This is a genomic window from Kosakonia sp. H7A (assembly GCF_003028445.1).
GTDB classification, from domain to species: Bacteria; Pseudomonadota; Gammaproteobacteria; order Enterobacterales; family Enterobacteriaceae; genus Kosakonia; species Kosakonia radicincitans.
Genome location: NZ_PYTZ01000001.1, coordinates 666,125 through 688,789, shown reverse-complemented (window position 1 = coordinate 688,789; position 22,665 = coordinate 666,125). Strand labels below are relative to the sequence as shown.

Below are 22,665 nucleotides of genomic sequence, written 5' to 3'. Positions count from 1 at the left end.
TGGCGCAAATCAGGCGCCAGGTTCGAGCATCCGCGGGCGAATGCGCTTATGGCCGAATTGCCACAGCAGCGCCATTGAGGTCATCAGCCCGATCAGGCCGAGCATCATCCACGGCAATTCCGGCTGGTTGAAGGCTTTGCCGGCATCAAACAACCACCCACCACCGGCGTAACCAAGCGCGCCGCCAAATGCCAGCCCCAGGCGACTGAAACCCATATAACTGCCGCGCGCACGGGCATCAGCTAGCTGCGCGCTTAAGGTTTCCCGCGCAGGTTCGGCAATAATTGAGCCGATATAGAATGTGCAGATAAGCGTAAACAGTTGCTGCAACGTCCCCACCATTCCGATCGGCAGCAGACTAAATGACATCACCAGCAGCCCGGCCATCAGACGCTGTTCAAGACGAAAGCGTTTTTCACTCCAGCGGGCGATAGGGTAGAGCAACGTCAGCGACAAGCAGGCTTCGATGGCGTACATCCACTTCACTGCCGCCGGTGAACCGGCAATATCGTTGACCATGATCGGCAGCATCAGCATCACCTGTACCGCCAGCATATAGTAACCGGTCAGCGTCAGGACGTAGGTGACGAACCGTTTGTCGCGCAGCACGCGTGCCAACCCTTCGCGCACCGGGGCTTTTACCGTAGAGAGTTTCCACGCCGGTAACAGCCAGGCGTTGAACGCGGCGCAGAGCACGAACATTAGCGCTCCGGCGGCACACACCAGACGAAAGTCATATTGCAACAGCCAGCTACCGAGCAATGCGCCGACAACCGCGCCGGCGCTGTCCTGCATCATCAGGATAGAGAAAAAGCGGCTGCGCTGGTTGGGGCGCACAAGTTTGACCACCAGCGCGGAACGCGGCGGATCGAACAGTGTACCGCCCAGTCCGGAAAGAATGCAGGAGAGCCACAGCAGCCAGGGTTCGTGCGCCACGCCCATCGCGACGAAACCGCCCGCACGCATCAACATGCCGGTGACGATCAGCGGTTTGGCACCAAAGCGGTCGGCAATTGCGCCGCCGAAAATGCCCAAACCCTGCTGAATAAATTGCCGCAGGCCGAGCGCAATACCGACCATCAACGCCGCCCAGCCGAGCTGATCAACAAAACGAATAGAAATAAGTGGGAAGACAACGAAAAAGCCGAGTACAACCAGCATATTATCGACAAGCAGGAAATATTTACCCAGGCTCCTTGCCTGCGATATGCGTGCCATTTCCCCTCCGGGAAATTAAGAAAGATAAGACATTCTTATTCTGCGGGTTCGCCCGATCTTTTCCCACATTCGCGGTGACAATATTTTTTTATCAAAATCCGGCTTTGATTCAGAGTTTTCATCGAAAATGGTCCGCAAAGTGGAAAATGCCATGTTGCTGTTTTCACAGAGTGGCTGCGCAAATGTATAGTAAAGGTAAGGGGTTAAAAGTGTGGTGAAATGGAAGGAGTGGTAATGCATGTTTGGCTACCGCAGTAACGTGCCGAAAGTACGCTTAGTCACAGACAGATTAGTGGTTCGTTTAGTGCATGATCGCGATGCCTGGCGCCTGGCGGATTATTACGCCGAAAATCGGCAATTTCTAAAGCCCTGGGAGCCCGTGCGCGATGAAAGCCATTGCTACCCTTCCGGCTGGCAGGCCCGTCTTGGCATGATCAATGAGTTTCATAAACAGGGTTCGGCATTCTATTTCGCGCTGCTCGATCCTGAGGAAAAAGAGATCGTCGGCGTGGCGAATTTTTCCAATGTGGTACGCGGCTCGTTTCATGCTTGTTACCTTGGCTACTCCATTGGGCAAAAATGGCAGGGGCAAGGGCTGATGTTTGAAGCGCTGACGGCGGCGATCCGCTATATGCAGCGCACGCAACATATGCACCGCATCATGGCAAATTACATGCCGCATAATAAACGTAGCGGCGATTTGCTGGCGAGGCTGGGTTTCGAGAAAGAAGGCTACGCCAAATCGTATTTGCTGATCGACGGGCAGTGGCGCGATCACGTACTTACCGCGCTCACCGCGCAAGAATGGACCCCGGGTCGCTAAGGAGCAACGATGAAGTATCAACTCTCAGCGGTCGAAGCGCGCGTTATCGGCTGCCTGCTGGAAAAGCAGATCACCACGCCGGAACAATATCCGCTGTCGATCAATGGCGTGGTTACCGCCTGTAATCAGAAGACCAACCGTGAACCCGTCATGAACCTCAGTGAACATGAGGTACAAGAGGTGCTGGATGAATTGGTGAAACGGCACTATCTGCGCACCGTCAGCGGTTTTGGCAATCGCGTAACGAAATACGAGCAGCGTTTTTGCAACTCTGAATTTGGCGATCTGAAACTCAATCCGGCAGAAGTGGCGCTCATCACCACGCTGCTGCTGCGCGGGCCGCAAACGCCGGGGGAACTGCGCGGTCGTGCGGAACGTATGCATCGCTTTAACGATATGGCGGAAGTGGAAACGGCGCTGGAACTGTTGGCGACGCGGGAAGATGGTCCGTATGTCGTGCGGCTACCCCGCGAGCCCGGTAAGCGCGAAAGCCGCTATATGCACCTGTTCAGCGGCGATGTACAGACGCTGGTGAATGTTGTTGAGGCGGTCAGCCCGCCGGAAGAATCACTGGTGGCGCGCGTTGAGGCGCTGGAAGAGGAAGTGGCAGATCTGAAACAGCGTCTGGATTCGCTGCTCGCACATTTAGGAGATTAGCCGTGACGAAATTACGTATTGGAGTGGTCGGCCTGGGCGGCATTGCGCAAAAAGCCTGGCTGCCGGTTGTCGGCGCTGCGACCGACTGGACGTTAACCGCAGCCTGGTCGCCGACGCGGGAGAAAGCCCTGCGGGTATGCGAAACCTGGCGCATTCCGTATGCTGATTCGCTGACGGCACTAGCCGCGCAATGTGATGCGGCTTTCGTCCACACGTCGACAGCTTCGCACTACAGCGTGGTCAGTGAGTTACTGAACCTTGGCGTGCATGTCTGCGTTGATAAACCGCTGGCAGAAAACCTCCAGGATGCTGAGCGGCTTATCGAACTGGCCGCGCGGAAAAAACTGACGCTGATGGTCGGTTTTAATCGCCGTTTTTCGCCGCTGTACCGCGAACTGAAACAGCAGATGCCGCAGGCGGCGTCGTTGCGGATGGATAAACACCGTACCGACAGCGTAGGGCCGCACGATTTACGCTTCACGTTGCTCGACGATTATCTGCACGTGGTGGATACCGCGTTGTGGCTGGCGGGAAGCGCGGCGGCATTACAAAGCGGTACGTTGCTCACGGATGATGACGGCGCAATGGTTTATGCCGAACACCACTTCTCACTGGATCATCTGCAAATCACCACCAGTATGCACCGGCGGGCGGGAAGCCAGCGCGAATGGATTCAGGCTGTCACCGATGGTGCGCTGGTGGATATCACCGATATGCGCGAATGGCGCGAAGAGCGCGGGCAGGGCGTAGTAGCGCGTCCGGTCGCTGGCTGGCAGAGCGTGCTGGAACAGCGTGGTTTTGTGGGTTGCGCGCGCCATTTTATTGAATGCGTGCAAAATCAGACGGTTCCGGAAACGGCGGGTGAACAGGCCATCCTGGCTCAACGCGTGGTGGAAAAGCTCTGGCGTGAGGCGATGAGTGAATAACCGCCTGTAACATCTGGCGATAGTAATTCGCCTTTTTCCCTGTAGACTAAGCGCTTCGCTGTATACCAACGCCTGCATTGCAGGCGTTGTGCCTTATGGAATCCAGAATGAATCTATTAAAATCGCTGGCGGCTGTCAGCTCGATGACGATGTTTTCTCGCGTGCTGGGTTTTGCGCGCGACGCTATTGTGGCAAGGGTTTTTGGCGCGGGTATGGCAACTGACGCCTTCTTTGTAGCGTTTAAACTGCCCAATTTGTTGCGGCGCATCTTTGCCGAGGGGGCGTTTTCCCAGGCATTTGTTCCCATTCTTGCTGAGTACAAAAGCAAGCAGGGCGAGGATGCGACGCGAGTGTTTGTGGCCTATGTCTCGGGTTTACTGACGCTGGCGCTGGCGCTGGTGACTGTCGCCGGGATGCTGGCGGCACCGTGGGTGATTCTGGTCACCGCGCCGGGTTTTGCCGATACAGCGGATAAATTCAATCTCACCTCACAGCTACTGCGCATTACCTTTCCTTATATTCTGCTGATCTCGCTGGCGTCACTGGTGGGCGCGATCCTCAATACCTGGAATCGTTTCTCGGTGCCAGCGTTTGCGCCGACATTTCTCAATATCAGCATGATTGGCTTTGCGCTGTTTGCCGCGCCGTACTTCCATCCGCCGGTGCTGGCGCTGGCATGGGCGGTGACGGTGGGCGGCGTGCTGCAACTGGTTTATCAACTGCCGCATCTGAAGAAGATCGGCATGCTGGTATTACCGCGCGTGAGTTTTCACGATGCCGGTGCTATTCGCGTCGTGAAGCAGATGGGGCCTGCGATCCTTGGGGTCTCGGTCAGCCAGATTTCCTTAATCATCAACACGATTTTCGCCTCGTTTCTGGTCTCCGGGTCGGTATCGTGGATGTACTACGCTGACCGACTGATGGAGTTTCCGTCTGGCGTGCTGGGCGTGGCGCTGGGGACGATTTTGCTGCCTTCACTGTCGAAAAGTTTCGCCAGCGGCAATCACGATGAGTACTGCCGCCTGATGGACTGGGGGCTGCGTCTTTGCTTTCTGCTGGCGCTGCCGAGCGCAGTGGCGTTGGGCATTCTGGCAAAACCGCTGACCGTCTCGCTGTTTCAGTACGGTAAATTTACTGCCTTTGACGCGCTGATGACGCAGCGGGCATTAATTGCTTACTCCGTCGGCTTAATGGGCCTGATTGTCGTGAAGGTGCTGGCACCGGGCTTCTATTCGCGGCAAAACATTAAAACGCCGGTGAAGATTGCCATTGTCACGCTGCTGATGACGCAGTTGATGAACCTTGCTTTTATTGGTCCGCTGAAACATGCCGGGTTGTCACTGTCGATCGGTCTGGCTGCCTGCCTGAACGCCGGTTTGCTTTACTGGCAGCTGCGTAAACAAGATATTTTCACGCCGCAGCCAGGCTGGAAAAGCTTTCTGCTGCGTCTGGTGATTGCTGTGCTGGTGATGGCGGCTGCGCTGGTGGGCATGCTCTATGTTATGCCGGAATGGTCACTGGGTACGATGCCATACCGCTTGCTGCGTTTGATGGCGGTAGTGGGGGTAGGGGTGGTAGCTTACTTCGCCACGCTGGCACTGCTGGGTTTTAAACTGAAAGAGTTTGCCCGCCGGACGGCATAAACAATTTTGCCAGGGGAAACCCCTGGCAAAAAAAATGTCTGGCGATTAAATCGAGATTTTTTTGCCGCCGCGGTTAGCAGAAGCGGTGTGGCCGTTGGCACCGTAAAGCGTTGGTTCCTGATGGGGTTTCAGTACATCCAGCGCCTGCTGATTACGCTCAATTTGCCCTTCCAGCAGCCATCCATTGTGCTGGTTAAGGTCGCGCAAATGCTGTGTCTTCTGCGTAATAATCTGCCAGCGATCGGCGATATCGTCATTAGCGCTGCGCTGTGCTTTCTGCGCTGAACGACGCTGTTGCTCCAGGTAATCCAGCGTTGCGAGCAAGGAACTTTTTTCTTCCGTAATACGCTGTAACGCACTGCCATTCACATGGCCTACGGAAAGTTGCTTTTGCTCAGCATCCATCACGTCTTTCAGAGCGCTCAGGATAACTGTCATTTGATCAAGGATGTCTGACAGTCGATTCATTCTGTTATTTACTCTGTAAGTAACTCTGCGCTTCGTTAATCAGGGCATCGGCAATCTTGCCGGTATCCATTTTCAGTTCACCATTACGAATCGCGGTTTTCAGTTGCTCAACGCGTTCCATATTGATGTCATTCGCGCCCGCCTGCATCAGCTTCGCCTGCGCGCCGCTGATGGTGACGCTGGTGCTGTTCGCCGTCTCGGCTTTTTCAAGACGTGCTTTCTGCGTCTGGGCGTCGTTGGTTTCACGCTGTTGAACGGCGTTAACCGGCTTCAGAGGCGATGTACGATCAATGCTCATTGTGTTGTCCTCATCGAGGTGTCCCGGCGTTTCGGGCCAGATATCTTTAGTCGTTGCTTATTTATCGGCAGGCAACATAAATTCTTTAAAAAGATTATAGGTTAATCAGAATATTCCCATCAGTATTCACCGTACCGCTGACAATCTGGCCTGAAGACATACGCACGCGGGCATTTTGCGCCACTGCGGCATTGTCCAGCGCTTGTCCTTCGCCGTTCACACTAAAGCCATCTCCCGATGCCACAACCTGTACCCGCTGTCCGGCTTTTACCCGCCATGCCTGACGCAGCATTGAGAGCTGAATCGGCTGCCCGGGAACGAGATCGCGCAGGCTAATCGCATCCTGCGCCTGATTGATATCCAGCATCGTGCGCGGCGGCAATTGATCGAGACGACCGCGTTTTAATGTCACGCTGCCGGGTTGCAGCGTGCTGCCACGCGCAACAGATTGCGCCGCCACTACATAATTACCCGTCGCCTGCACGTTAACCTGCAAAAAGCGCTTAGCTCCCGCACAGTTTGCCACAACGTTTACGTTTCCCCATAGCTTTGCGCCGCCGACTACGCTCAGCGCGGGCTGATCGCAGGTGGGCAACATGTTCTGCGGGGTTCGTATATTTACCACTACCTCGTCACTAAAGCCAGCAAGGCGCTGAGCAAAAAATGATGTGAGCTGAGCTTGCAGCTCGCCCGCCTGTGTCAGCGGGCTCAAAAACAGTAAGGTCGCGGCTAAACCGCTTTTCAACGTGTTCATCGCAGACTCCTGCCTGTTGATGGGATGCAGAGATTTTAACTGCATGGCAAATCTATCAACGCAATAAATAGCGACGCATTTTGCCCTTATTCCGGCGATAAGTTTGCCTGAGGAGATTTAAGCTGTTGGCTAAATAATTGTCATCAGTGGGGGAGCTATGCTCGATAAACTTGATGCCGCTCTGCGTTTTCAGCAAGAAGCGCTGAACCTGAGCGCCCAGCGCCAGGAAATTCTGGCGGCAAACATTGCCAACGCCGATACCCCCGGGTTTCAGGCGCGCGATATTGATTTCTCCAGCGAATTAAAAAAAGTCATGGAGCGCGGGCGTGCTGAAAACAGCGGCGTTGCATTGACGCTGACATCTTCCCGCCATATTCCGGCGCAAAACATCTCCACGCCGTCTGCCGATCTGTTGTACCGCATTCCTGACCAGCCTTCACTCGACGGTAACACCGTGGATATGGATCGCGAACGTACGCAATTCGCTGACAACAGCGTGAAATACCAGACCGGCCTGACCGTGCTGGGCGGGCAGATCAAAAGCATGATGAGCGTTCTGCAACAGGGGAACTAAGTAAATGGCATTACTGAATATCTTTGATGTCGCCGGGTCTGCGCTCACCGCGCAATCAAAACGTCTGAACGTCGCCGCCAGTAACCTGGCGAACGCCGACAGCGTAACCGGACCGGATGGGCAACCCTACCGCGCTAAACAGGTTGTCTTCCAGGTGGACGCTGCACCGGGTCAGGCGACCGGCGGCGTGAAAGTAGCTGATGTGGTCGAAAGTCAGGCGCCGGACAAACTGGTCTTTGAACCAGGTAATCCGCTGGCTGATGCCAATGGCTACGTCAAAATGCCGAACGTTGATGTGGTCGGTGAGATGGTGAATACCATGTCCGCTTCACGCAGCTATCAGGCAAACGTTGAAGTGCTTAATACCGTTAAGAGCATGATGCTCAAAACGCTCACCCTTGGCCAGTAAAGGAGACACGCATGTCTATCGCCGTGAACGTGAATGACACCACTGCTAACAGTAGTGTCTCATCGACCAGCACTACCGGTACTACCACTACAGGCACTAACAGCGCTTCCGACCTGCAGAGTAGCTTTCTGACGCTGCTGGTCGCACAGCTGAAAAACCAGGACCCGACCAACCCGCTGCAAAACAACGAGCTGACGTCGCAACTGGCACAGATCAGCACCCTTAGCGGGATTGAAAAACTGAATACCACGCTGGGTTCGATTTCCGGACAGATTGATAACAGCCAGTCATTGCAGGCATCTAACCTGATTGGTCACGGCGTCATGATCCCGGGGCAGACGGTTCTGGTAGGCAGCGGAACCACCACGCCGTTTGGCGTTGAACTGACGCAGGCTGCTGACAAAGTCACTGCGACTGTCACGAGCAAAGACGGCACCGTGGTGCGCACGATTGACATTGGTTCGCTGTCGGCTGGCGTTCATACCTTTAGCTGGGATGGCAAGCTGACCGATGGGACGACAGCGCCGGATGGCTCTTACAAAGTCTCCATCTCTGCCAGCAACGCATCAACACAGCTGGTTGCACAACCGCTGCAATTTGCCATGGTGCAGGGCGTCACGCTCAACTCCAGCGGCAACCTTTTAGATTTGGGTACCTACGGTACAACCACACTCGACGAAGTACGGCAGATTATCTAAGCCTTAACACTTATCAGGAGTAAGTCATGGCCTTTTCACAAGCGGTCAGCGGCCTGAATGCTGCGGCCACCAACCTCGATGTCATTGGTAACAACATCGCCAACTCCGCCACATATGGCTTTAAATCCGGGACTGCATCTTTTGCCGATATGTTTGCCGGTTCCAAAATCGGTCTGGGTGTTAAGGTGGCCGGGATTACCCAGGACTTTAACGATGGTACCACCACCAGTACCGGTCGTGGTCTTGACGTCGCGCTGAGCGGCAACGGTTTCTTCCGTCTGGTAGACAGCAACGGTTCTGTTTATTACAGCCGTAACGGCCAGTTCAAACTGGACGAGAACCGTAACCTGGTGAACATGCAAGGCATGGAAGTGACGGGTTATCCGGCAACGGGTACACCGCCAACGGTTCAGACCGGCGCGAACCCGCAGGCCATTACTATCCCGAACACCCTGATGGCGGCGAAAACCACCACCACGGCAACGATGCAGATCAACCTGAACTCTACGGATTCCACTCCGACAGTTACCACCTTTGATCCGACTAACGCGGATAGCTACAACAAAAAAGGCTCTGTTACCGTTTACGATAGCCAGGGTAACGCGCATGACATGAACGTCTACTTCGTGAAAAGTTCTACGGCGAACACCTGGAGTGTTTACTCGCAGGACAGTAGCGTAAGTGGCAGCACTGCAACGCTGGCAAGCACACTGGTGTTTGATGCGAACGGCTCTCTGACCAGCGGCACCACGGCGAACATCACCACCGGTACCATTAACGGCGCAACCCCGGCGACGTTCTCCCTGAGCTTCCTGAACTCCATGCAGCAAAACACCGGTTCCAACAACATCGTTGCGACCACCCAGAATGGTTACAAACCGGGTGACCTGGTGAGCTACCAGATTAACGATGACGGTACCGTTGTAGGTAACTACTCCAACGAACAGACTCAGTTGCTGGGGCAGATTGTACTGGCAAACTTCGCCAACAACGAAGGTCTGAAGTCCGAAGGCGACAACGTCTGGTCTGCCACGTCTTCTTCCGGTGTGGCGCTGCTCGGTACGGCAAACACCGGTAACTACGGTAGCCTGACCAGCGGCGCGCTGGAAGCTTCGAACGTGGATCTGAGTAAAGAACTGGTCAACATGATCGTCGCGCAGCGTAACTATCAGTCGAACGCGCAGACCATCAAAACCCAGGACCAGATCCTTAACACGCTGGTTAACCTGCGTTAATCGTCTGACGGGATGGCTTAATGGATCACGCAATATATACCGCGATGGGCGCTGCCAGCCAGACGCTGAATCAGCAGGCTGTCACGGCCAGCAACCTCGCGAATGCGTCCACTCCGGGTTTCCGCGCGCAGCTTAATGCGCTGCGTGCGGTGCCGGTAGAAGGGCTTTCGCTGCCTACCCGTACGCTGGTAGTCGCGTCAACACCTGGTGCCGATATGACGCCAGGCCAACTGGATTACACCTCGCGTCCGCTGGACGTGGCGTTGCAGCAGGACGGCTGGCTGGCAGTACAGACGGCGAACGGTACTGAAGGATATACCCGCAACGGTAACATCCAGGTGAGCTCGACCGGCCAGTTGACGATCCAGGGGCATCCGGTGATGGGCGATGCCGGGCCGTTGACCGTGCCTGAAGGCTCGCAAATAACGATTGCGGCTGACGGTACGATCTCCTCGCTGAACCCGGGCGATCCGGCCAATACCGTTGCGCCGGTTGGCAAACTGAAACTGGTGAAAGCAGACCCGCAAGAAGTGCAGCGCGGCGATGACGGCATTTTTCGTCTGACCCAGGCCGCACAAGCGACGCGTGGCGCGACGTTACAGGACGATCCGAGCGTACGCGTCATGTCCGGCGTGCTGGAAGGCAGTAACGTTAAACCGGTGGCGGCCATGACCGACATGATTGCCAGCGCGCGTCGTTTCGAGATGCAGATGAAGGTGATCTCCAGCGTCGATGATAACGCGCAACGTGCCAACCAGTTGCTGTCAATGGGCTAATAAACAGGACTACATATGATCAGTTCATTATGGATCGCAAAAACCGGCCTTGACGCCCAACAAACCAATATGGATGTCATCGCCAACAACCTGGCGAACGTCAGTACCAATGGTTTTAAGCGTCAGCGTGCGGTATTTGAAGATTTGCTGTACCAGACGATTCGTCAGCCTGGTGCGCAGTCTTCCGCGCAGACTACGCTGCCTTCCGGCTTGCAGATTGGTACCGGCGTGCGTCCGGTAGCCACTGAACGTCTGCATAGCCAGGGCAACTTGTCTCAGACCAACAACAGTAAAGATGTGGCGATCAAAGGGCAGGGCTTCTTTGAAGTCTCTCTGCCGGATGGGACTTCCGCTTACACCCGCGACGGTTCCTTCCAGGTTGATCAGAACGGGCAACTGGTGACGGCTGGCGGTTATCAGGTTCAGCCGGCTATCACTATTCCGGCAAACGCCCTGAGCATCACCATTGCCAGCGATGGTGTGGTGAGTGTGACTCAGCAGGGGACAGCTGCGCCAGTTCAGGTTGGCCAGTTAAACCTGACCACCTTTATGAATGACACCGGTCTGGAAAGCATCGGTGAAAACCTCTACACCGAAACGCAGGCCTCCGGCGCGCCGAACGCCACTACGCCTGGGTTGAACGGTGCGGGTTTGCTGTATCAGGGGTATGTGGAAACCTCAAACGTAAACGTGGCGGAAGAGCTGGTGAATATGATCCAGGTTCAGCGCGCTTACGAAATTAATAGTAAGGCAGTATCGACCACCGATCAGATGCTGCAGAAACTGACGCAACTCTAAGGCGTTTTCCGGCGCGGTAAGTGCCGCGCCGGAACCCTGATTTCGAAGATGAATGCAATGCAAAAATACGCCGTGCGCAGCTACCCGATTATGGCTTTAGTGGCATTAACCCTGACTGGATGTGCCTGGGTTCCGTCTACACCGTTAGTGCAGGGGGCAACCACCGCCCAGCCCATTCCGGGGCCGGTGCCAATGGTGAATGGTTCTATTTACCAAACTGCGCAGCCAATCAATTATGGCTATCAGCCGCTGTTTGAAGACCGTCGTCCGCGTAACGTCGGCGACACGCTGACTATCGTACTGCAAGAGAACGTGAGCGCGAGCAAGAGCTCGTCAGCGAATGCCAGCCGCGATAGCAAATCCAGTTTTGGCATGGATACCACGCCGCGTTATCTCGAAGGGCTGTTCGGCAATGCTCGTGCCGATCTGAGTTCTTCCGGCAGTAATACCTTTGACGGCAAAGGCGGCGCAAACGCCAGTAACACATTTAGCGGCACGCTGACCGTTACGGTCGATCAAGTGCTGATCAACGGCAATTTACATGTAGTGGGTGAAAAACAGATCGCCATTAACCAGGGCACGGAGTTCATCCGCTTTTCCGGTGTCGTAAACCCACGCGCCGTCAGCGGCAGCAACACGGTTCCGTCCACGCAGGTGGCGGATGCGCGTATCGAATATGTGGGCAATGGCTACATCAACGAAGCGCAGAATATGGGCTGGCTGCAACGTTTCTTCCTCAACTTATCGCCGATGTAACCGGGGTGAATTATGTTTAGATATCTGGCAATGGCGTTGGTACTGGTGGCATCTGTTGCCCAGGCCGACCGCATCCGGGACCTCACCAGCGTACAGGGCGTGCGAGAAAACTCCCTGATCGGCTATGGCCTGGTCGTTGGCCTTGATGGCACCGGTGACCAGACCACGCAGACCCCCTTTACCACGCAGACACTGAATAACATGCTGTCGCAGATGGGGATTACGGTGCCGACCGGTACCAACATGCAGTTGAAAAACGTCGCGGCCGTTATGGTCACGGCGCAGTTCCCGGCATTTGCCCGCCAGGGGCAAACCATCGATGTGGTTGTCTCCTCAATGGGTAACGCTAAAAGTCTGCGCGGCGGCACGCTGCTGATGACTCCGCTGAAAGGGGTCGACAGCCAGGTGTACGCGCTGGCGCAGGGGAATATTCTGGTTGGCGGCGCAGGTGCGTCGGCAGGCGGCAGCAGTGTTCAGGTGAACCAGCTTAACGGCGGTCGTATTACTAACGGCGCGGTGATTGAGCGTGAGTTACCGACGCAGTTCGGCTCAGGGAATACCATCAACCTGCAACTGAACCAGGAAGATTTCTCTATGGCGCAGCAGATTGCCGACACCATTAACCGCAGCCGTGGTTACGGGAGTGCAACGGCGCTTGACGCCCGCACTGTGCAGGTCCGCGTTTCTACTGGCGGCAGTTCGCAGGTCCGTCTGCTGGCCGATATTCAGAACCTTGAAGTCGGCACGACTCAGCAGGATGCGAAAGTGATCATCAACTCGCGTACCGGCTCGGTGGTGATGAACCGTGAAGTGTCGCTGGATAACTGTGCCGTCGCGCAGGGGAACCTCTCTGTCACGGTCAACCAGCAGGCTAATGTCAGCCAGCCGAATACACCATTTGGCGGCGGTCAGACGGTAGTGACACCGCAAACGCAGATCGATTTGCGCCAGAGCGGCGGCTCGCTGCAAAGCGTCCGCTCCAGCGCCAACCTGAACAGCGTCGTGCGCGCACTTAACGCGCTGGGGGCTTCGCCGATGGAACTGATGTCCATCCTGCAGGCTATGCAAAGTGCAGGCTGCCTGCGCGCGAAACTGGAGATCATCTAATGTTGACGGACAGCCGGTTGTTGTCGAGCGCGGCCTGGGACGCGCAATCACTGAACGAACTGAAAACCGAGACCCGACAGGATCCGCAGGCCAATTTGCGCCCCGTTGCGCGTCAGGTAGAGGGTATGTTTGTGCAGATGATGCTGAAAAGCATGCGTGAAACATTACCGAAAGACGGTATTTTCAGCAGTGACTCAACGCGGCTGTACACCAGCATGTATGACCAACAAATCGCGCAGCAGATGACGGCCGGTAAAGGTCTGGGGCTGGCGGATATGATGGTCAAACAGATGGCCGCTCAGCAGGGTTCCGCTGAGCCTGTGGAACAGGCAGCTCAGCAGGTGCCGATGAAGTTCCCGCTGGAAACCGTCACCACCTATCAGAACCAGGCGCTGACGCAACTGGTGCGTAAAGCGATGCCAAAAGCGCCGGATGGCAGCGATGAACCGCTTTCCGGCGACAGCAAAGATTTCCTGGCGCAATTGTCGCTTCCTGCCCGTCTGGCGAGTGAACAGAGTGGGGTTCCGCATCACCTGATCCTGGCGCAGGCGGCGCTGGAATCTGGCTGGGGCCAGCGGCAGATCCCGCGTGAAAACGGCGAGCCGAGCTTTAACATTTTTGGCGTAAAAGCTACGCCAGGCTGGAAGGGGCCGACCACGGAAATTACCACCACCGAATATGAAAACGGTGAAGCGGTGAAAGTGAAAGCCAAATTCCGCGTTTACAGTTCGTACCTTGAAGCGCTCTCCGACTATGTCGGTATGCTGACGCGCAATAAACGCTATGCGGCGGTCACCACTGCCGCAACGCCAGAGCAGGGCGCGCAGGCGCTGCAAAATGCCGGTTATGCGACCGATCCTAACTATGCTCGCAAACTGACATCCATGATTCAGCAGTTGAAATCGATGGGTGAAAAAGTCAGCAAAGCGTATAGCACCGACATCCAAAATCTGTTCTGAAAGGTCTCAAGTTTCGCCCTGGGTTGCCGATAATCGTCAACAGGACTCATGACTGAATGTATATAAGGAACCTCCATGTCCAGTTTGATTAATAGCGCCATGAGTGGGCTCAGCGCAGCCCAGGCCGCGCTTAATACTGCCAGTAATAACATTTCCAGTTATAACGTGGCGGGCTACACTCGTCAGACGACAGTGCTTTCAGCGGCGAAAAGTACGCTGGGCGCAGGCGGCTATGTTGGTAATGGTGTTAACGTAGTTGGCGTTCAGCGTGAGTATGATGCCTTTATCACCAACCAGTTGCGCGCGGCGCAAAACCAGAGCAGCGGGCTGACGACGCGTTATGAGCAGATGTCGAAAATCGACGATGTGTTGTCAAGCACCACCAATTCGCTGGCGACCAGCATGCAGGATTTCTTCTCCAGTTTGCAAACGCTGGTCAGTAACGCGGAAGATCCAGCGTCACGTCAGGCACTGTTGGGTAAAGCTGACAGCATGGTTAACCAGTTCAAAGTGGCTGACCAGTATCTGCGCGACCAGGACAAACAGATTAACCTGTCTATCTCGTCAAGCGTTGACCAGATTAACAACTACACCAAGCAGATTGCCTCGCTGAACGACCAGATCTCTCGCCTGACTGGCGTGGGTGCTGGCGCGTCGCCGAATGACTTGCTCGATCAGCGCGACCAACTGGTCAGCGAACTGAATAAGATCGTGGGTGTGGAAGTCAGCGTGCAGGATGGTAATACTTACAACCTGACGATGGCGAACGGCTATACGCTGGTGCAGGGCAGTACTTCTCGCCAGCTGGCGGCGGTTTCTTCGAGCGCCGATCCGTCACGTACAACCGTCGCGTATGTTGATAACACCGCTGGCAATATCGAAATTCCGGAAAAACTGATCACCACCGGCTCTCTGGGCGGCCTGCTGGCATTCCGTTCACAGGATTTGGATCAGACGCGTAACACGCTGGGTCAACTGGCGCTGTCATTTGCCGATTCATTTAACCAGCAGCACACGCAAGGTTATGACGCGAACGGCGATCAGGGGACTGATTTCTTTACCATTGGTTCCCCGGCAACGCTGAACAACTCGAAAAATACCGGTGATGCCACGTTGACGGCAACCGTGAGTGACAGCTCTGCGGTACAGGCGACCGATTACAAAGTGGTTTATGACGGCACAAACTGGAATGTTACCCGCCTGTCCAACAATACCTCGTTTACGGTTACGCCGGATGCGACTGACGGTACGCTGAACTTTGACGGTCTGAAAATTACCGTCGGCGGCACGACCGGGCCGGTCGCCAACGATAGCTTTACGGTTAAACCGGTGAGCAATGCTGTCGTCAACATGAGTGTGGCAGTGACGGATGAGTCGAAGATCGCTATGGCGCAAACCGCTACTGACGGTGCGAGCGATAACCGTAACGGCCAGGCGATGCTGGATCTGCAAAAAGCGACCAAAGTCGGCGGCAACAAAACCTTTAACGATGCGTATGCCACGCTGGTCAGCGATGTGGGTAACAAAACATCCACGCTGAAAACCAGCAGCACGACGCAGACCAACGTGGTGACACAGCTCAGCAACCAGCAGCAGTCTATCTCCGGGGTTAACCTCGATGAAGAGTACGGCAACCTGCAACGTTATCAGCAATATTATCTGGCTAACGCCCAGGTTCTGCAGACCGCAAGCACGCTGTTTAATGCGTTGCTGGAAATTCGCTAAGTAAGGGGTGAATGATGCGTATCAGCACGCAAATGATGTATGAACAAAACATGCGCGGCGTTACCAATGCGCAGAGTAAATGGCTGGCCTACGGTGAGCAAATGTCTACCGGGCAGCGTGTGAACCGTCCGTCTGACGATCCGATTGCCGCTTCGCAGGCGGTAGTGATCTCTCAGGCGCAGTCGCAGAACACCCAGTATGCGACAGCGCGTACTTTCGCCGAACAAAAAGTGTCGCTGGAAGAGAGCGTGTTGCAGCAGGTAACGACCGCTATTCAGGGCGCGCAGTCCACTATCGTTGAGGCCGGTAGCGGCTCGCTCAGCGACGATGACCGCGCATCGCTGGCCAGCAAACTGCAAGGCTATCGCGATCAGTTGTTGAACCTGGCGAACAGCACTGACGGTAACGGGCGTTATATTTTTGGCGGCTATAAAACTGAAACTGCGCCGTATGACTCTACCGGTACATACAGCGGCGGTACGCAGAATATCACCCAGCAGGTTGACGCTTCCCGCACCATGGTGATTGCCCATACGGGGGATGAAATTTTTAACCGTATCACCAGTAACGCCACGCCTGAACCGACGGATCCGGCAACCGGTGCGCCGGGAACTTCGGAAACGGATCTGTTTAAAATGCTGGATACGGCCATCGCTGCGCTGAATACGCCGGTTTCCGGCGATGAGACGGCCAAAGCGACCGCACAGGCCGCGGTTGATAAAACCAGTCGTGGCTTGACGAACTCCCTGAACAACGTGCTGACGGTACGCGCGGAGTTGGGCACGCAGTTGAATGAGCTGGACAGCCTTGATTCGTTGGGTGATGACCGTGCGCTGGGTCTGACACAGCAGAAAAGCGATCTGGTGGATGTGGACTGGAACTCGGTGATTTCGTCCTACACCATGCAACAGGCTGCATTGCAGGCTTCTTACAAAGCATTCTCCGATATGCAGGGAATGTCGTTGTTCCAGATTAACTCGTAATCGTTTCATTTTGAGCATGTCTTGAAACTGGGGCATGTTCCGTATGCCCGCTCTGTTACCGGAGCGGGCCTTTTTTTTGCCTTATGCTTTCTGCGCTGCTTGCTGGATGCGACGGGCATCAACCAGGCGAATGACCAGCGCGATAAAGCCAGAGAGCGTCGCCAGCACCACCACACCCTGCCATGAGGCAACGGAATAGAGTTTACTGCCCAGTGCAGAACCCACCGCCATACCGATAAACACACCTGTAAACAGTAGCGCATTCAGGCGGCCACGCGCTTGCGGCTCCAGACCGTACACCAAGTTCTGGTGCGCCACGAGGCTGGATTGCAGACCGAGATCGAAGCCGACCGCAGAGAGCGCAATCAGGATAAGCTGAGCGTGTGGCGGCAGTGCCGGCAGTAAAAACATCAGGGCAAAAGAGAGCGTCACCAGCCCGGCGCCCAGCTGCGTCACTTTTTCAGCGCCGACTTTATCTGCCAGACCACCAGCCAGCGGTGCGGCCAGCGCACCGGCGGCACCTGCAATACCGAATGTACCGGCAACGGCACTACCCAACTGATATTTTTCCAGCAGCATTACCGCAAGCGTAGACCAGAAGGCGCTAAAAGCGATGGACAAGAAACCCTGGGCGAAAGCCGCACGGCGCAGTGCCGGATAACGTTGCCACAGGTGCGCCATCGATTTCATCAGTGCCGGATAGCTCAGCGTAGAGTGGGTGGCAAAACGCGGCAGCACGGACCACATCAGCACGCCAATCAGGGCAATACTGACGGCAGCAAGTTGATACATTACCCGCCAGCCAAATGCTGCACCGACAAAGCCGCTAACAGTACGAGAGAGCAGAATGCCCAGCAGTAAGCCGGTCATCACCGTGCCGACCATTTTCCCCTGTTTGCCCGCTGGTGCCAGAATGGCCGCCGCCGGGACAATATCCTGCGCCATTGTCGCCGCCATCCCCAGCATCAGGCTGACGAGCAATAGAGAGGGCAGGTTGCTGGTCAGGCTACAGGCCAGCAGCAGAATCGCCAGTGCCACGCTTTTTATCAGGATGAGGCGGCGACGATCATGGCGATCGCCCAGCGGTAGTAAAAACAAAATACCCAGCGCATAACCGGCCTGAGTCAGCGTCGGTACCAGCCCCATGCCGTTAACGGTCAGGTGCAGATCGCTACCCATCAGCGGCAGCAACGGCTGCGAATAGTAGATAGATGCCACGCTAAATCCGGCGCCCAGCGCCAGCGCTAAAATGACCCAGCCAACAACATCTGTCGAAAGAGAATGACGGTTCATACAGTGTTTCCCCGGTATGGTTTTTATGAGTTCGTAGGCGTGCTACGCAGTGAGGACATTCTTCTCTAATACGCTGTGGCGCGGTAGCCTGCGGAGTGGTAAAACGGTTATACGTGAAACGTATAGGCAAAATAAATATGAAGCGCCAGGAGCGTATAGACAGAGTGGATTTGATGCGGACGTTTATCCGTATCGTGGAAGCGGGCTCGCTGTCGGCAGCTGCGCGCCAGTTGGGAACGACGCAGGCGACGGTCAGCCGCCGTTTGCAGTCACTGGAAACCCTGCTTGGCGTGAAGTTGTTGCTGCGCACCACCCATGCGATGAAGCTGACCGATGATGGTGAACGCTGTTATCAACATGCAAAACGGGTAGCGGATGCCTGGGTAGCCCTGGAGGATGAGCTGAGCCAGTCTGACGATGAACCGGTCGGTATCCTGCGCGTGCGCGCGCCACATGCTTTTGGTCAGGAGCAGTTGCTTGGGCCGCTCACCGAATTTCTCGAGCGACACCCGCAGCTTTCTGTCGAGTGGATGCTGAACGATAAAACGGTCGATTTTCTTAGCGTGAACATCGATTGTGCTATTCGCGTCGGCGCGGAAGTGGACCCGGCAACGGTGTCGGTGCTGCTGGCAGAAGTCCCCCGCAGCCTGGTGGCTTCTCCGGCCTTGCTGGCGCGTTTTCCGGCAATTGAGACCCCACAGCAACTCTCAGCCTTGCCGTGGATTGCGTTGAACACTTTCTATCAGCATGAAATTCATCTGACGCATCAGCAAACCGGCGATGCGGAACAGGTGCCGATCTCGCCAAGACTGTTTACCGACAGCCTGTACGCTGCGCGGAATACGGCGATCAGTGGTCTTGGTCTGGCGGTTATCTCCAGCTGGGCGGTGGAAGAGGAGATACGCAGCGGAAAACTGGTTGCTTTGTTGCCGGAATGGCAGGCGGCGGCGCTGCCGGTACATCTGGTGTATCCGTGGGCGCGGTACTATCCGGCGCGATTGCGAAAATTTTTGCAATTGATGCGTGAAGTGATGCCGGGGCTGGGAGGCATGCGCCAGCCTGCGCGGCAGGCATAAAAAAGCCGACCCTGAGGTCGGCTTTTGGCTGTCTGGCGATTAGCCAACAGATGGCGGCTTCGTTGCCGGTGCGGTGGCGGCGTGGGTGGCGCTGTGACCGCCCGCGGAGCCTTTGCCTTCGAAATTGAAGTCAGGACGTACCCAGTCGCTGTGACGCGGCGCTTCCGGTACATAATCCGGTGCAGGCGCTTTGGTCATCGGCGCAGTGGCTACTTTACGGGCGACGGCGGGCACCACAGTTTCTTTAACCGGTTCTGCAACCGGGGCCTGTGATTCTTCGCTAACGACCGGAGCGGTTTCGACGATGGGAGCCGGGGCTTCCTGCGCTGGCGCGGCTTCTTCCGCAACCTCTTCGGCGACGACACGATCTTCTTCGGCAATCAGTTGCGGTTGCTCATCAACCGGCGCGGCAATAACCTCCGGATGACTGGTTTCTACCTCAACGGTTTCTGGCTCAGCGACAGTCTGCTGCGGCTCAACAACGACAGGTTCTGTCACTTCCGTTTCAGCGGCTGGCGCGACAACTTCTGCTTCTGCTGCGGGTTGCTGCTCAACCACTTCGGTTTCTACAGCGCTTACCAGCGCGGCTTCATCCACCATCGGTGCAACTTCCTGCTCAACGGCAACGTTCTCTTTTGCCGCGATCTCTTTCGCCTGCTCTTCCTGAGCGCGCGGAACCGGGTAGCGGATCCATACCTTACCGGAAGCCATTTCAGGTGAAGCACATGCGACGGTTAACGGCATGGCTGACTGCAACGGATAACGCTCGTCACGGTAGCGACGACGGCGCTGGCCGCTGACGCGCAGATGACGCGGAGAACGACGAGAGCGGCGAGGCATCGCATTTTCGCGCGCTTCCGCATTCTCATCCTGATCCTGGCTGGTTTCCACAACGGCCGGGAGATCGACTTTCGCCACTTCAGTACTCTGAGCCATCGTCTCTTCGGTAGTATCCGTGGACTGCGCATCTTCAAAACGTACTTTCTGGCTCAGTTGACGCTGCTTACGACGCGGCATCACCTGTACGCGCTCTTCCTGTTCAGTTTCCTGCTCAGGCTGATCGGCATCGGCACGGTTCAGTTCTTTAACATCCTGCTGTGCCTGACGTTTGTCATCGTTACGGCGACGGTTGCGTTCACGGCGCGACGGTTGCTGCTCATCGCGCTGTTTAGTTTTTTCCGTCTCTTCGACCGCTACTGGCTGACGCGCTTCGCGAGTTTCCACGTTCTGCTGCGATTTCTCGCGGCGATTACGGCGGTTCTCTTCACGACTTTCGCGGTTTTCACGATTCTCACGACCTTCGCGCGCCTCGCTACCTTCAGCGCGGCCATCACGGCGTTCGCTACGATCGCGACGATTGTTCTGGCGCGGTTTGCGACGATCCTGTTGGCGATCTTGTTTCGCTGGCTTTTTCTCTTCCTGGGCTTCGACGGCTGCCGGGGTTTCTTCACCCGCAAACAGACCTTTCAGTGCCGAGAAGAAACGACTGAACAGCCCCGGAGTGGTGGGTTGTACAGCGGCAGGTTCGGCTTTGGCAACTGGTGCAGCAGCGGCGGCAGGCGCTTGCGGCACAGGCGGAACATCTGGCATGACGAACGTCGCCAGCGCAGGCTGCTCAGGCAGTTTACGCTCGGCATACTCTTCTTCCGACGGCAGCGCCATTGCTTCTTCGTGTAGCTTCGGCAGCAGGTAGCTCAGGGTCGGCGTCTCTTCGCCTTTACGCACACGCAGTACGGAGTAGTGCGGCGTTTCCATCTGGTCGTTCGGCACGATCACGCAGCGTACGCCGCCCTGGCGGGCTTCGATAGCGCTGACCGCAGCACGTTTTTCGTTCAGCAGATAAGAGGCGACCTGGACCGGCACAATCGCGTGCACTTCCTGGGTGTTCTCTTTCAGCGCTTCTTCTTCGATCAGGCGCAGAATCGACAGCGACAGCGATTCGTTATCACGAATGGTACCGGTGCCGCTACAGCGTGGGCAGACGTGGTGGCTGGATTCGCCCAGCGATGGGCTCAGGCGCTGACGAGACATCTCCAGCAGGCCAAAGCGGGAAATATGGCTGATCTGAATACGGGCGCGGTCCTGACGTACGGCTTCGCGCAGACGGTTCTCAACAGCGCGCTGATGGCGAACCGGCGTCATATCGATAAAGTCAATGACAATCAGACCGCCGAGATCGCGCAGGCGCAGTTGGCGGGCGATCTCATCGGCTGCTTCCAGGTTGGTGTTGAAGGCGGTTTCTTCGATATCGCCACCGCGGGTTGCGCGTGCGGAGTTGATATCGATAGCCGTCAGTGCTTCCGTGGAATCGATAACAATGGAGCCGCCGGACGGCAGACGCACTTCACGCTGGAAGGCAGATTCAATCTGCGACTCAATCTGGTAGTGGCTGAACAGCGGGATTTCACCGGTGTACAGTTTGATTTTGCTGCTGAAATCCGGACGACCCAGTGCGGAGATATGCTGGCGGGCCAGCTCAAGCACTTTCGGGTTGTCGATGAGGATTTCGCCAATGTCCTGGCGCAGGTAGTCACGGAAAGCACGAACGATGACGTTACTTTCCTGATGGATCAGGAACGGCGCTGGACGGCTTTCAGCGGCTTTCTGGATAGCTTCCCAGTGTTTCAGGCGGAAACTCAGATCCCATTGCAGCGCTTCGGCGGATTTACCCACACCGGCTGTGCGTACAATCAGCCCCATGCCATCCGGCAATTCGAGGCTGGAGAGGGCTTCCTTTAATTCAGTACGATCGTCGCCTTCAATGCGGCGAGAGATGCCGCCAGCGCGCGGGTTATTCGGCATTAACACCAGATAACTGCCCGCAAGGCTAATAAACGTGGTCAGCGCAGCGCCTTTATTGCCACGCTCTTCTTTATCAATCTGGACGATGACTTCCTGGCCTTCACGCAGCACATCTTTGATATTAGGACGGCCATGAGCGTTGTAATTGGCGGGGAAATATTCGCGCGCGATTTCTTTGAGGGGGAGAAAACCGTGTCGTTCAGCACCGTAATCAACGAAGGCGGCTTCAAGACTCGGCTCAATGCGGGTGATTTTACCTTTATAGATGTTCGCTTTTTTCTGTTCGTGCCCCGGACTTTCGATATCCAGATCGTACAGGCGCTGCCCATCCACAAGGGCGACACGCAACTCTTCTTGCTGAGTTGCGTTGATTAACATTCTTTTCATCGTAACTTACTCATTATTCTTACATTGACGACTAAGCTGCGGGCAAGATAACGCCTTTCCGGGGAGAACCGATGGCCTCGAGACTATTCACGTCGCCAACCTCACGGTTGTCGCTCGCTTAAGAGGCGCAGTGTGTCGGTTGCCTGTATTTCCTGTGGAAAATACAGCGCAATTATCAGGGGAACAGCCTGGGAAAAACTCTCCAGAGAAGATTCCATCTACCGGTAAGGACTGCAACCCGCAGCCCGCTAACTGCCTGAAAGTTCAATACGTCTTACGCCATTGCTGCGTGTATGATCG

The 22,665-nt window shown here is 55.8% G+C and carries 22 protein-coding genes; 16 read left to right on the top strand and 6 right to left on the bottom strand.

Features of this window, described 5'->3' with window-relative positions; genetic code table 11:
• Window positions 1-9: 9 nt before the first annotated feature.
• Window positions 10-1,218 carry a multidrug efflux MFS transporter MdtH gene (gene mdtH / locus CWM66_RS03175; RefSeq protein WP_007374465.1) on the bottom strand — a complete coding sequence of 403 codons (1,209 nt, stop codon included), beginning with the start codon at window positions 1,216-1,218 and terminating at the stop codon, window positions 10-12.
• Between the two features lie 238 nt (window positions 1,219-1,456).
• Between mdtH and rimJ the strand changes: the two genes are divergently transcribed.
• The 4 genes from rimJ to murJ all read left to right on the top strand — a co-directional run bounded on the left by rimJ (window position 1,457) and on the right by murJ (window position 5,267).
• Window positions 1,457-2,041 (top strand): ribosomal protein S5-alanine N-acetyltransferase, encoded by a 585-nt coding sequence (gene rimJ / locus CWM66_RS03170; RefSeq protein ID WP_007374467.1) that lies wholly within the window; start codon window positions 1,457-1,459, stop codon window positions 2,039-2,041.
• A 9-nt stretch (window positions 2,042-2,050) separates the two neighbouring features.
• On the top strand, window positions 2,051-2,698 hold the full coding sequence (locus tag CWM66_RS03165) for a YceH family protein (protein ID WP_007374468.1): 648 nt from the start codon (window positions 2,051-2,053) through the stop codon (window positions 2,696-2,698).
• A 2-nt stretch (window positions 2,699-2,700) separates the two neighbouring features.
• Window positions 2,701-3,624 carry a Gfo/Idh/MocA family protein gene (locus CWM66_RS03160; protein WP_007374469.1) on the top strand — a complete coding sequence of 308 codons (924 nt, stop codon included), beginning with the start codon at window positions 2,701-2,703 and terminating at the stop codon, window positions 3,622-3,624.
• Between the two features lie 107 nt (window positions 3,625-3,731).
• Window positions 3,732-5,267 carry a murein biosynthesis integral membrane protein MurJ gene (gene murJ / locus CWM66_RS03155; protein WP_007374470.1) on the top strand — a complete coding sequence of 512 codons (1,536 nt, stop codon included), beginning with the start codon at window positions 3,732-3,734 and terminating at the stop codon, window positions 5,265-5,267.
• A 45-nt stretch (window positions 5,268-5,312) separates the two neighbouring features.
• Here the strand turns inward: murJ and flgN are convergent, their stop codons facing one another.
• From flgN to flgA, 3 genes are all read right to left on the bottom strand, one after another.
• Entirely contained in the window at window positions 5,313-5,735 is a 423-nt protein-coding gene (gene flgN, locus CWM66_RS03150) for a flagella biosynthesis chaperone FlgN (RefSeq protein WP_035886202.1), read from the bottom strand.
• Between the two features lie 4 nt (window positions 5,736-5,739).
• Window positions 5,740-6,033, bottom strand: a complete 294-nt coding sequence (flgM, locus tag CWM66_RS03145) for a flagellar biosynthesis anti-sigma factor FlgM (RefSeq protein WP_035886201.1) — start codon at window positions 6,031-6,033, stop codon at window positions 5,740-5,742.
• A 94-nt stretch (window positions 6,034-6,127) separates the two neighbouring features.
• The gene (flgA, locus tag CWM66_RS03140) at window positions 6,128-6,787 is read right to left on the bottom strand and encodes a flagellar basal body P-ring formation chaperone FlgA (RefSeq protein WP_007374473.1); all 660 of its coding nucleotides are present in this window, start codon (window positions 6,785-6,787) and stop codon (window positions 6,128-6,130) included.
• Window positions 6,788-6,944: 157 nt separating this feature from the next.
• On the opposite strand from flgA, the gene flgB reads away from it, so the two are divergent.
• The 11 genes from flgB to flgL all read left to right on the top strand — a co-directional run bounded on the left by flgB (window position 6,945) and on the right by flgL (window position 16,807).
• Window positions 6,945-7,361, top strand: a complete 417-nt coding sequence (gene flgB, locus CWM66_RS03135; protein WP_007374474.1) for a flagellar basal body rod protein FlgB — start codon at window positions 6,945-6,947, stop codon at window positions 7,359-7,361.
• A gap of 4 nt (window positions 7,362-7,365) precedes the next feature.
• On the top strand, window positions 7,366-7,770 hold the full coding sequence (gene flgC / locus CWM66_RS03130; RefSeq protein WP_007374475.1) for a flagellar basal body rod protein FlgC: 405 nt from the start codon (window positions 7,366-7,368) through the stop codon (window positions 7,768-7,770).
• An 11-nt stretch (window positions 7,771-7,781) separates the two neighbouring features.
• On the top strand, window positions 7,782-8,468 hold the full coding sequence (flgD, locus tag CWM66_RS03125; RefSeq protein ID WP_007374476.1) for a flagellar hook assembly protein FlgD: 687 nt from the start codon (window positions 7,782-7,784) through the stop codon (window positions 8,466-8,468).
• 26 nt (window positions 8,469-8,494) lie between these two features.
• Window positions 8,495-9,703, top strand: coding sequence for a flagellar hook protein FlgE (gene flgE / locus CWM66_RS03120; protein WP_107146232.1), 1,209 nt, complete (start codon window positions 8,495-8,497; stop codon window positions 9,701-9,703).
• Between the two features lie 20 nt (window positions 9,704-9,723).
• Window positions 9,724-10,479, top strand: coding sequence for a flagellar basal body rod protein FlgF (locus tag CWM66_RS03115; protein WP_007374478.1), 756 nt, complete (start codon window positions 9,724-9,726; stop codon window positions 10,477-10,479).
• A gap of 15 nt (window positions 10,480-10,494) precedes the next feature.
• Window positions 10,495-11,277, top strand: a complete 783-nt coding sequence (flgG, locus tag CWM66_RS03110; protein ID WP_007374479.1) for a flagellar basal-body rod protein FlgG — start codon at window positions 10,495-10,497, stop codon at window positions 11,275-11,277.
• 57 nt (window positions 11,278-11,334) lie between these two features.
• Complete coding sequence (locus CWM66_RS03105) at window positions 11,335-12,033, top strand: flagellar basal body L-ring protein FlgH (RefSeq protein ID WP_007374480.1); 699 nt, start codon at window positions 11,335-11,337, stop codon at window positions 12,031-12,033.
• Between the two features lie 12 nt (window positions 12,034-12,045).
• Window positions 12,046-13,140, top strand: a complete 1,095-nt coding sequence (locus tag CWM66_RS03100) for a flagellar basal body P-ring protein FlgI (protein ID WP_007374481.1) — start codon at window positions 12,046-12,048, stop codon at window positions 13,138-13,140.
• Window positions 13,140-14,099 carry a flagellar assembly peptidoglycan hydrolase FlgJ gene (flgJ, locus tag CWM66_RS03095; RefSeq protein ID WP_107146231.1) on the top strand — a complete coding sequence of 320 codons (960 nt, stop codon included), beginning with the start codon at window positions 13,140-13,142 and terminating at the stop codon, window positions 14,097-14,099. Before CWM66_RS03100 ends, flgJ begins: the two co-directional genes overlap by 1 nt.
• Before the next feature lie 75 nt (window positions 14,100-14,174).
• Window positions 14,175-15,824, top strand: coding sequence for a flagellar hook-associated protein FlgK (flgK, locus tag CWM66_RS03090; protein ID WP_007374483.1), 1,650 nt, complete (start codon window positions 14,175-14,177; stop codon window positions 15,822-15,824).
• Between the two features lie 14 nt (window positions 15,825-15,838).
• Window positions 15,839-16,807, top strand: coding sequence for a flagellar hook-associated protein FlgL (flgL, locus tag CWM66_RS03085; RefSeq protein WP_007374484.1), 969 nt, complete (start codon window positions 15,839-15,841; stop codon window positions 16,805-16,807).
• A gap of 81 nt (window positions 16,808-16,888) precedes the next feature.
• Here flgL and CWM66_RS03080 read toward each other — a convergent pair whose 3' ends face one another.
• Window positions 16,889-18,100 (bottom strand): MFS transporter, encoded by a 1,212-nt coding sequence (locus CWM66_RS03080; protein ID WP_072440994.1) that lies wholly within the window; start codon window positions 18,098-18,100, stop codon window positions 16,889-16,891.
• Between the two features lie 137 nt (window positions 18,101-18,237).
• Here CWM66_RS03080 and CWM66_RS03075 point away from each other — a divergent pair, with 137 nt between their 5' ends.
• A complete protein-coding gene (locus CWM66_RS03075; protein WP_035886195.1) occupies window positions 18,238-19,176 on the top strand; it encodes a LysR family transcriptional regulator in 939 nt (312 codons plus the stop codon).
• Window positions 19,177-19,215: 39 nt separating this feature from the next.
• On the opposite strand, the gene rne is transcribed toward CWM66_RS03075, so the two are convergent.
• Window positions 19,216-22,365, bottom strand: a complete 3,150-nt coding sequence (rne, locus tag CWM66_RS03070) for a ribonuclease E (protein ID WP_107146230.1) — start codon at window positions 22,363-22,365, stop codon at window positions 19,216-19,218.
• Window positions 22,366-22,665: the final 300 nt, after the last annotated feature.

Coding starts and splice junctions, on each gene's coding strand:
- CWM66_RS03075 (WP_035886195.1), top strand. CDS start 18,238: ATGAAGCGCCAGGAGCGTATAGACAGAGTGGATTTGATGCGGACGTTT.
- flgL (WP_007374484.1), top strand. CDS start 15,839: ATGCGTATCAGCACGCAAATGATGTATGAACAAAACATGCGCGGCGTT.
- flgB (WP_007374474.1), top strand. CDS start 6,945: ATGCTCGATAAACTTGATGCCGCTCTGCGTTTTCAGCAAGAAGCGCTG.
- flgK (WP_007374483.1), top strand. CDS start 14,175: ATGTCCAGTTTGATTAATAGCGCCATGAGTGGGCTCAGCGCAGCCCAG.
- rimJ (WP_007374467.1), top strand. CDS start 1,457: ATGTTTGGCTACCGCAGTAACGTGCCGAAAGTACGCTTAGTCACAGAC.
- flgE (WP_107146232.1), top strand. CDS start 8,495: ATGGCCTTTTCACAAGCGGTCAGCGGCCTGAATGCTGCGGCCACCAAC.
- CWM66_RS03100 (WP_007374481.1), top strand. CDS start 12,046: ATGTTTAGATATCTGGCAATGGCGTTGGTACTGGTGGCATCTGTTGCC.
- murJ (WP_007374470.1), top strand. CDS start 3,732: ATGAATCTATTAAAATCGCTGGCGGCTGTCAGCTCGATGACGATGTTT.
- CWM66_RS03105 (WP_007374480.1), top strand. CDS start 11,335: ATGCAAAAATACGCCGTGCGCAGCTACCCGATTATGGCTTTAGTGGCA.
- flgC (WP_007374475.1), top strand. CDS start 7,366: ATGGCATTACTGAATATCTTTGATGTCGCCGGGTCTGCGCTCACCGCG.
- flgD (WP_007374476.1), top strand. CDS start 7,782: ATGTCTATCGCCGTGAACGTGAATGACACCACTGCTAACAGTAGTGTC.
- flgJ (WP_107146231.1), top strand. CDS start 13,140: ATGTTGACGGACAGCCGGTTGTTGTCGAGCGCGGCCTGGGACGCGCAA.
- CWM66_RS03165 (WP_007374468.1), top strand. CDS start 2,051: ATGAAGTATCAACTCTCAGCGGTCGAAGCGCGCGTTATCGGCTGCCTG.
- CWM66_RS03080 (WP_072440994.1), bottom strand. CDS start 18,100: ATGAACCGTCATTCTCTTTCGACAGATGTTGTTGGCTGGGTCATTTTA.
- flgA (WP_007374473.1), bottom strand. CDS start 6,787: ATGAACACGTTGAAAAGCGGTTTAGCCGCGACCTTACTGTTTTTGAGC.
- CWM66_RS03115 (WP_007374478.1), top strand. CDS start 9,724: ATGGATCACGCAATATATACCGCGATGGGCGCTGCCAGCCAGACGCTG.
- flgN (WP_035886202.1), bottom strand. CDS start 5,735: ATGAATCGACTGTCAGACATCCTTGATCAAATGACAGTTATCCTGAGC.
- flgM (WP_035886201.1), bottom strand. CDS start 6,033: ATGAGCATTGATCGTACATCGCCTCTGAAGCCGGTTAACGCCGTTCAA.
- mdtH (WP_007374465.1), bottom strand. CDS start 1,218: ATGGCACGCATATCGCAGGCAAGGAGCCTGGGTAAATATTTCCTGCTT.
- rne (WP_107146230.1), bottom strand. CDS start 22,365: ATGAAAAGAATGTTAATCAACGCAACTCAGCAAGAAGAGTTGCGTGTC.
- flgG (WP_007374479.1), top strand. CDS start 10,495: ATGATCAGTTCATTATGGATCGCAAAAACCGGCCTTGACGCCCAACAA.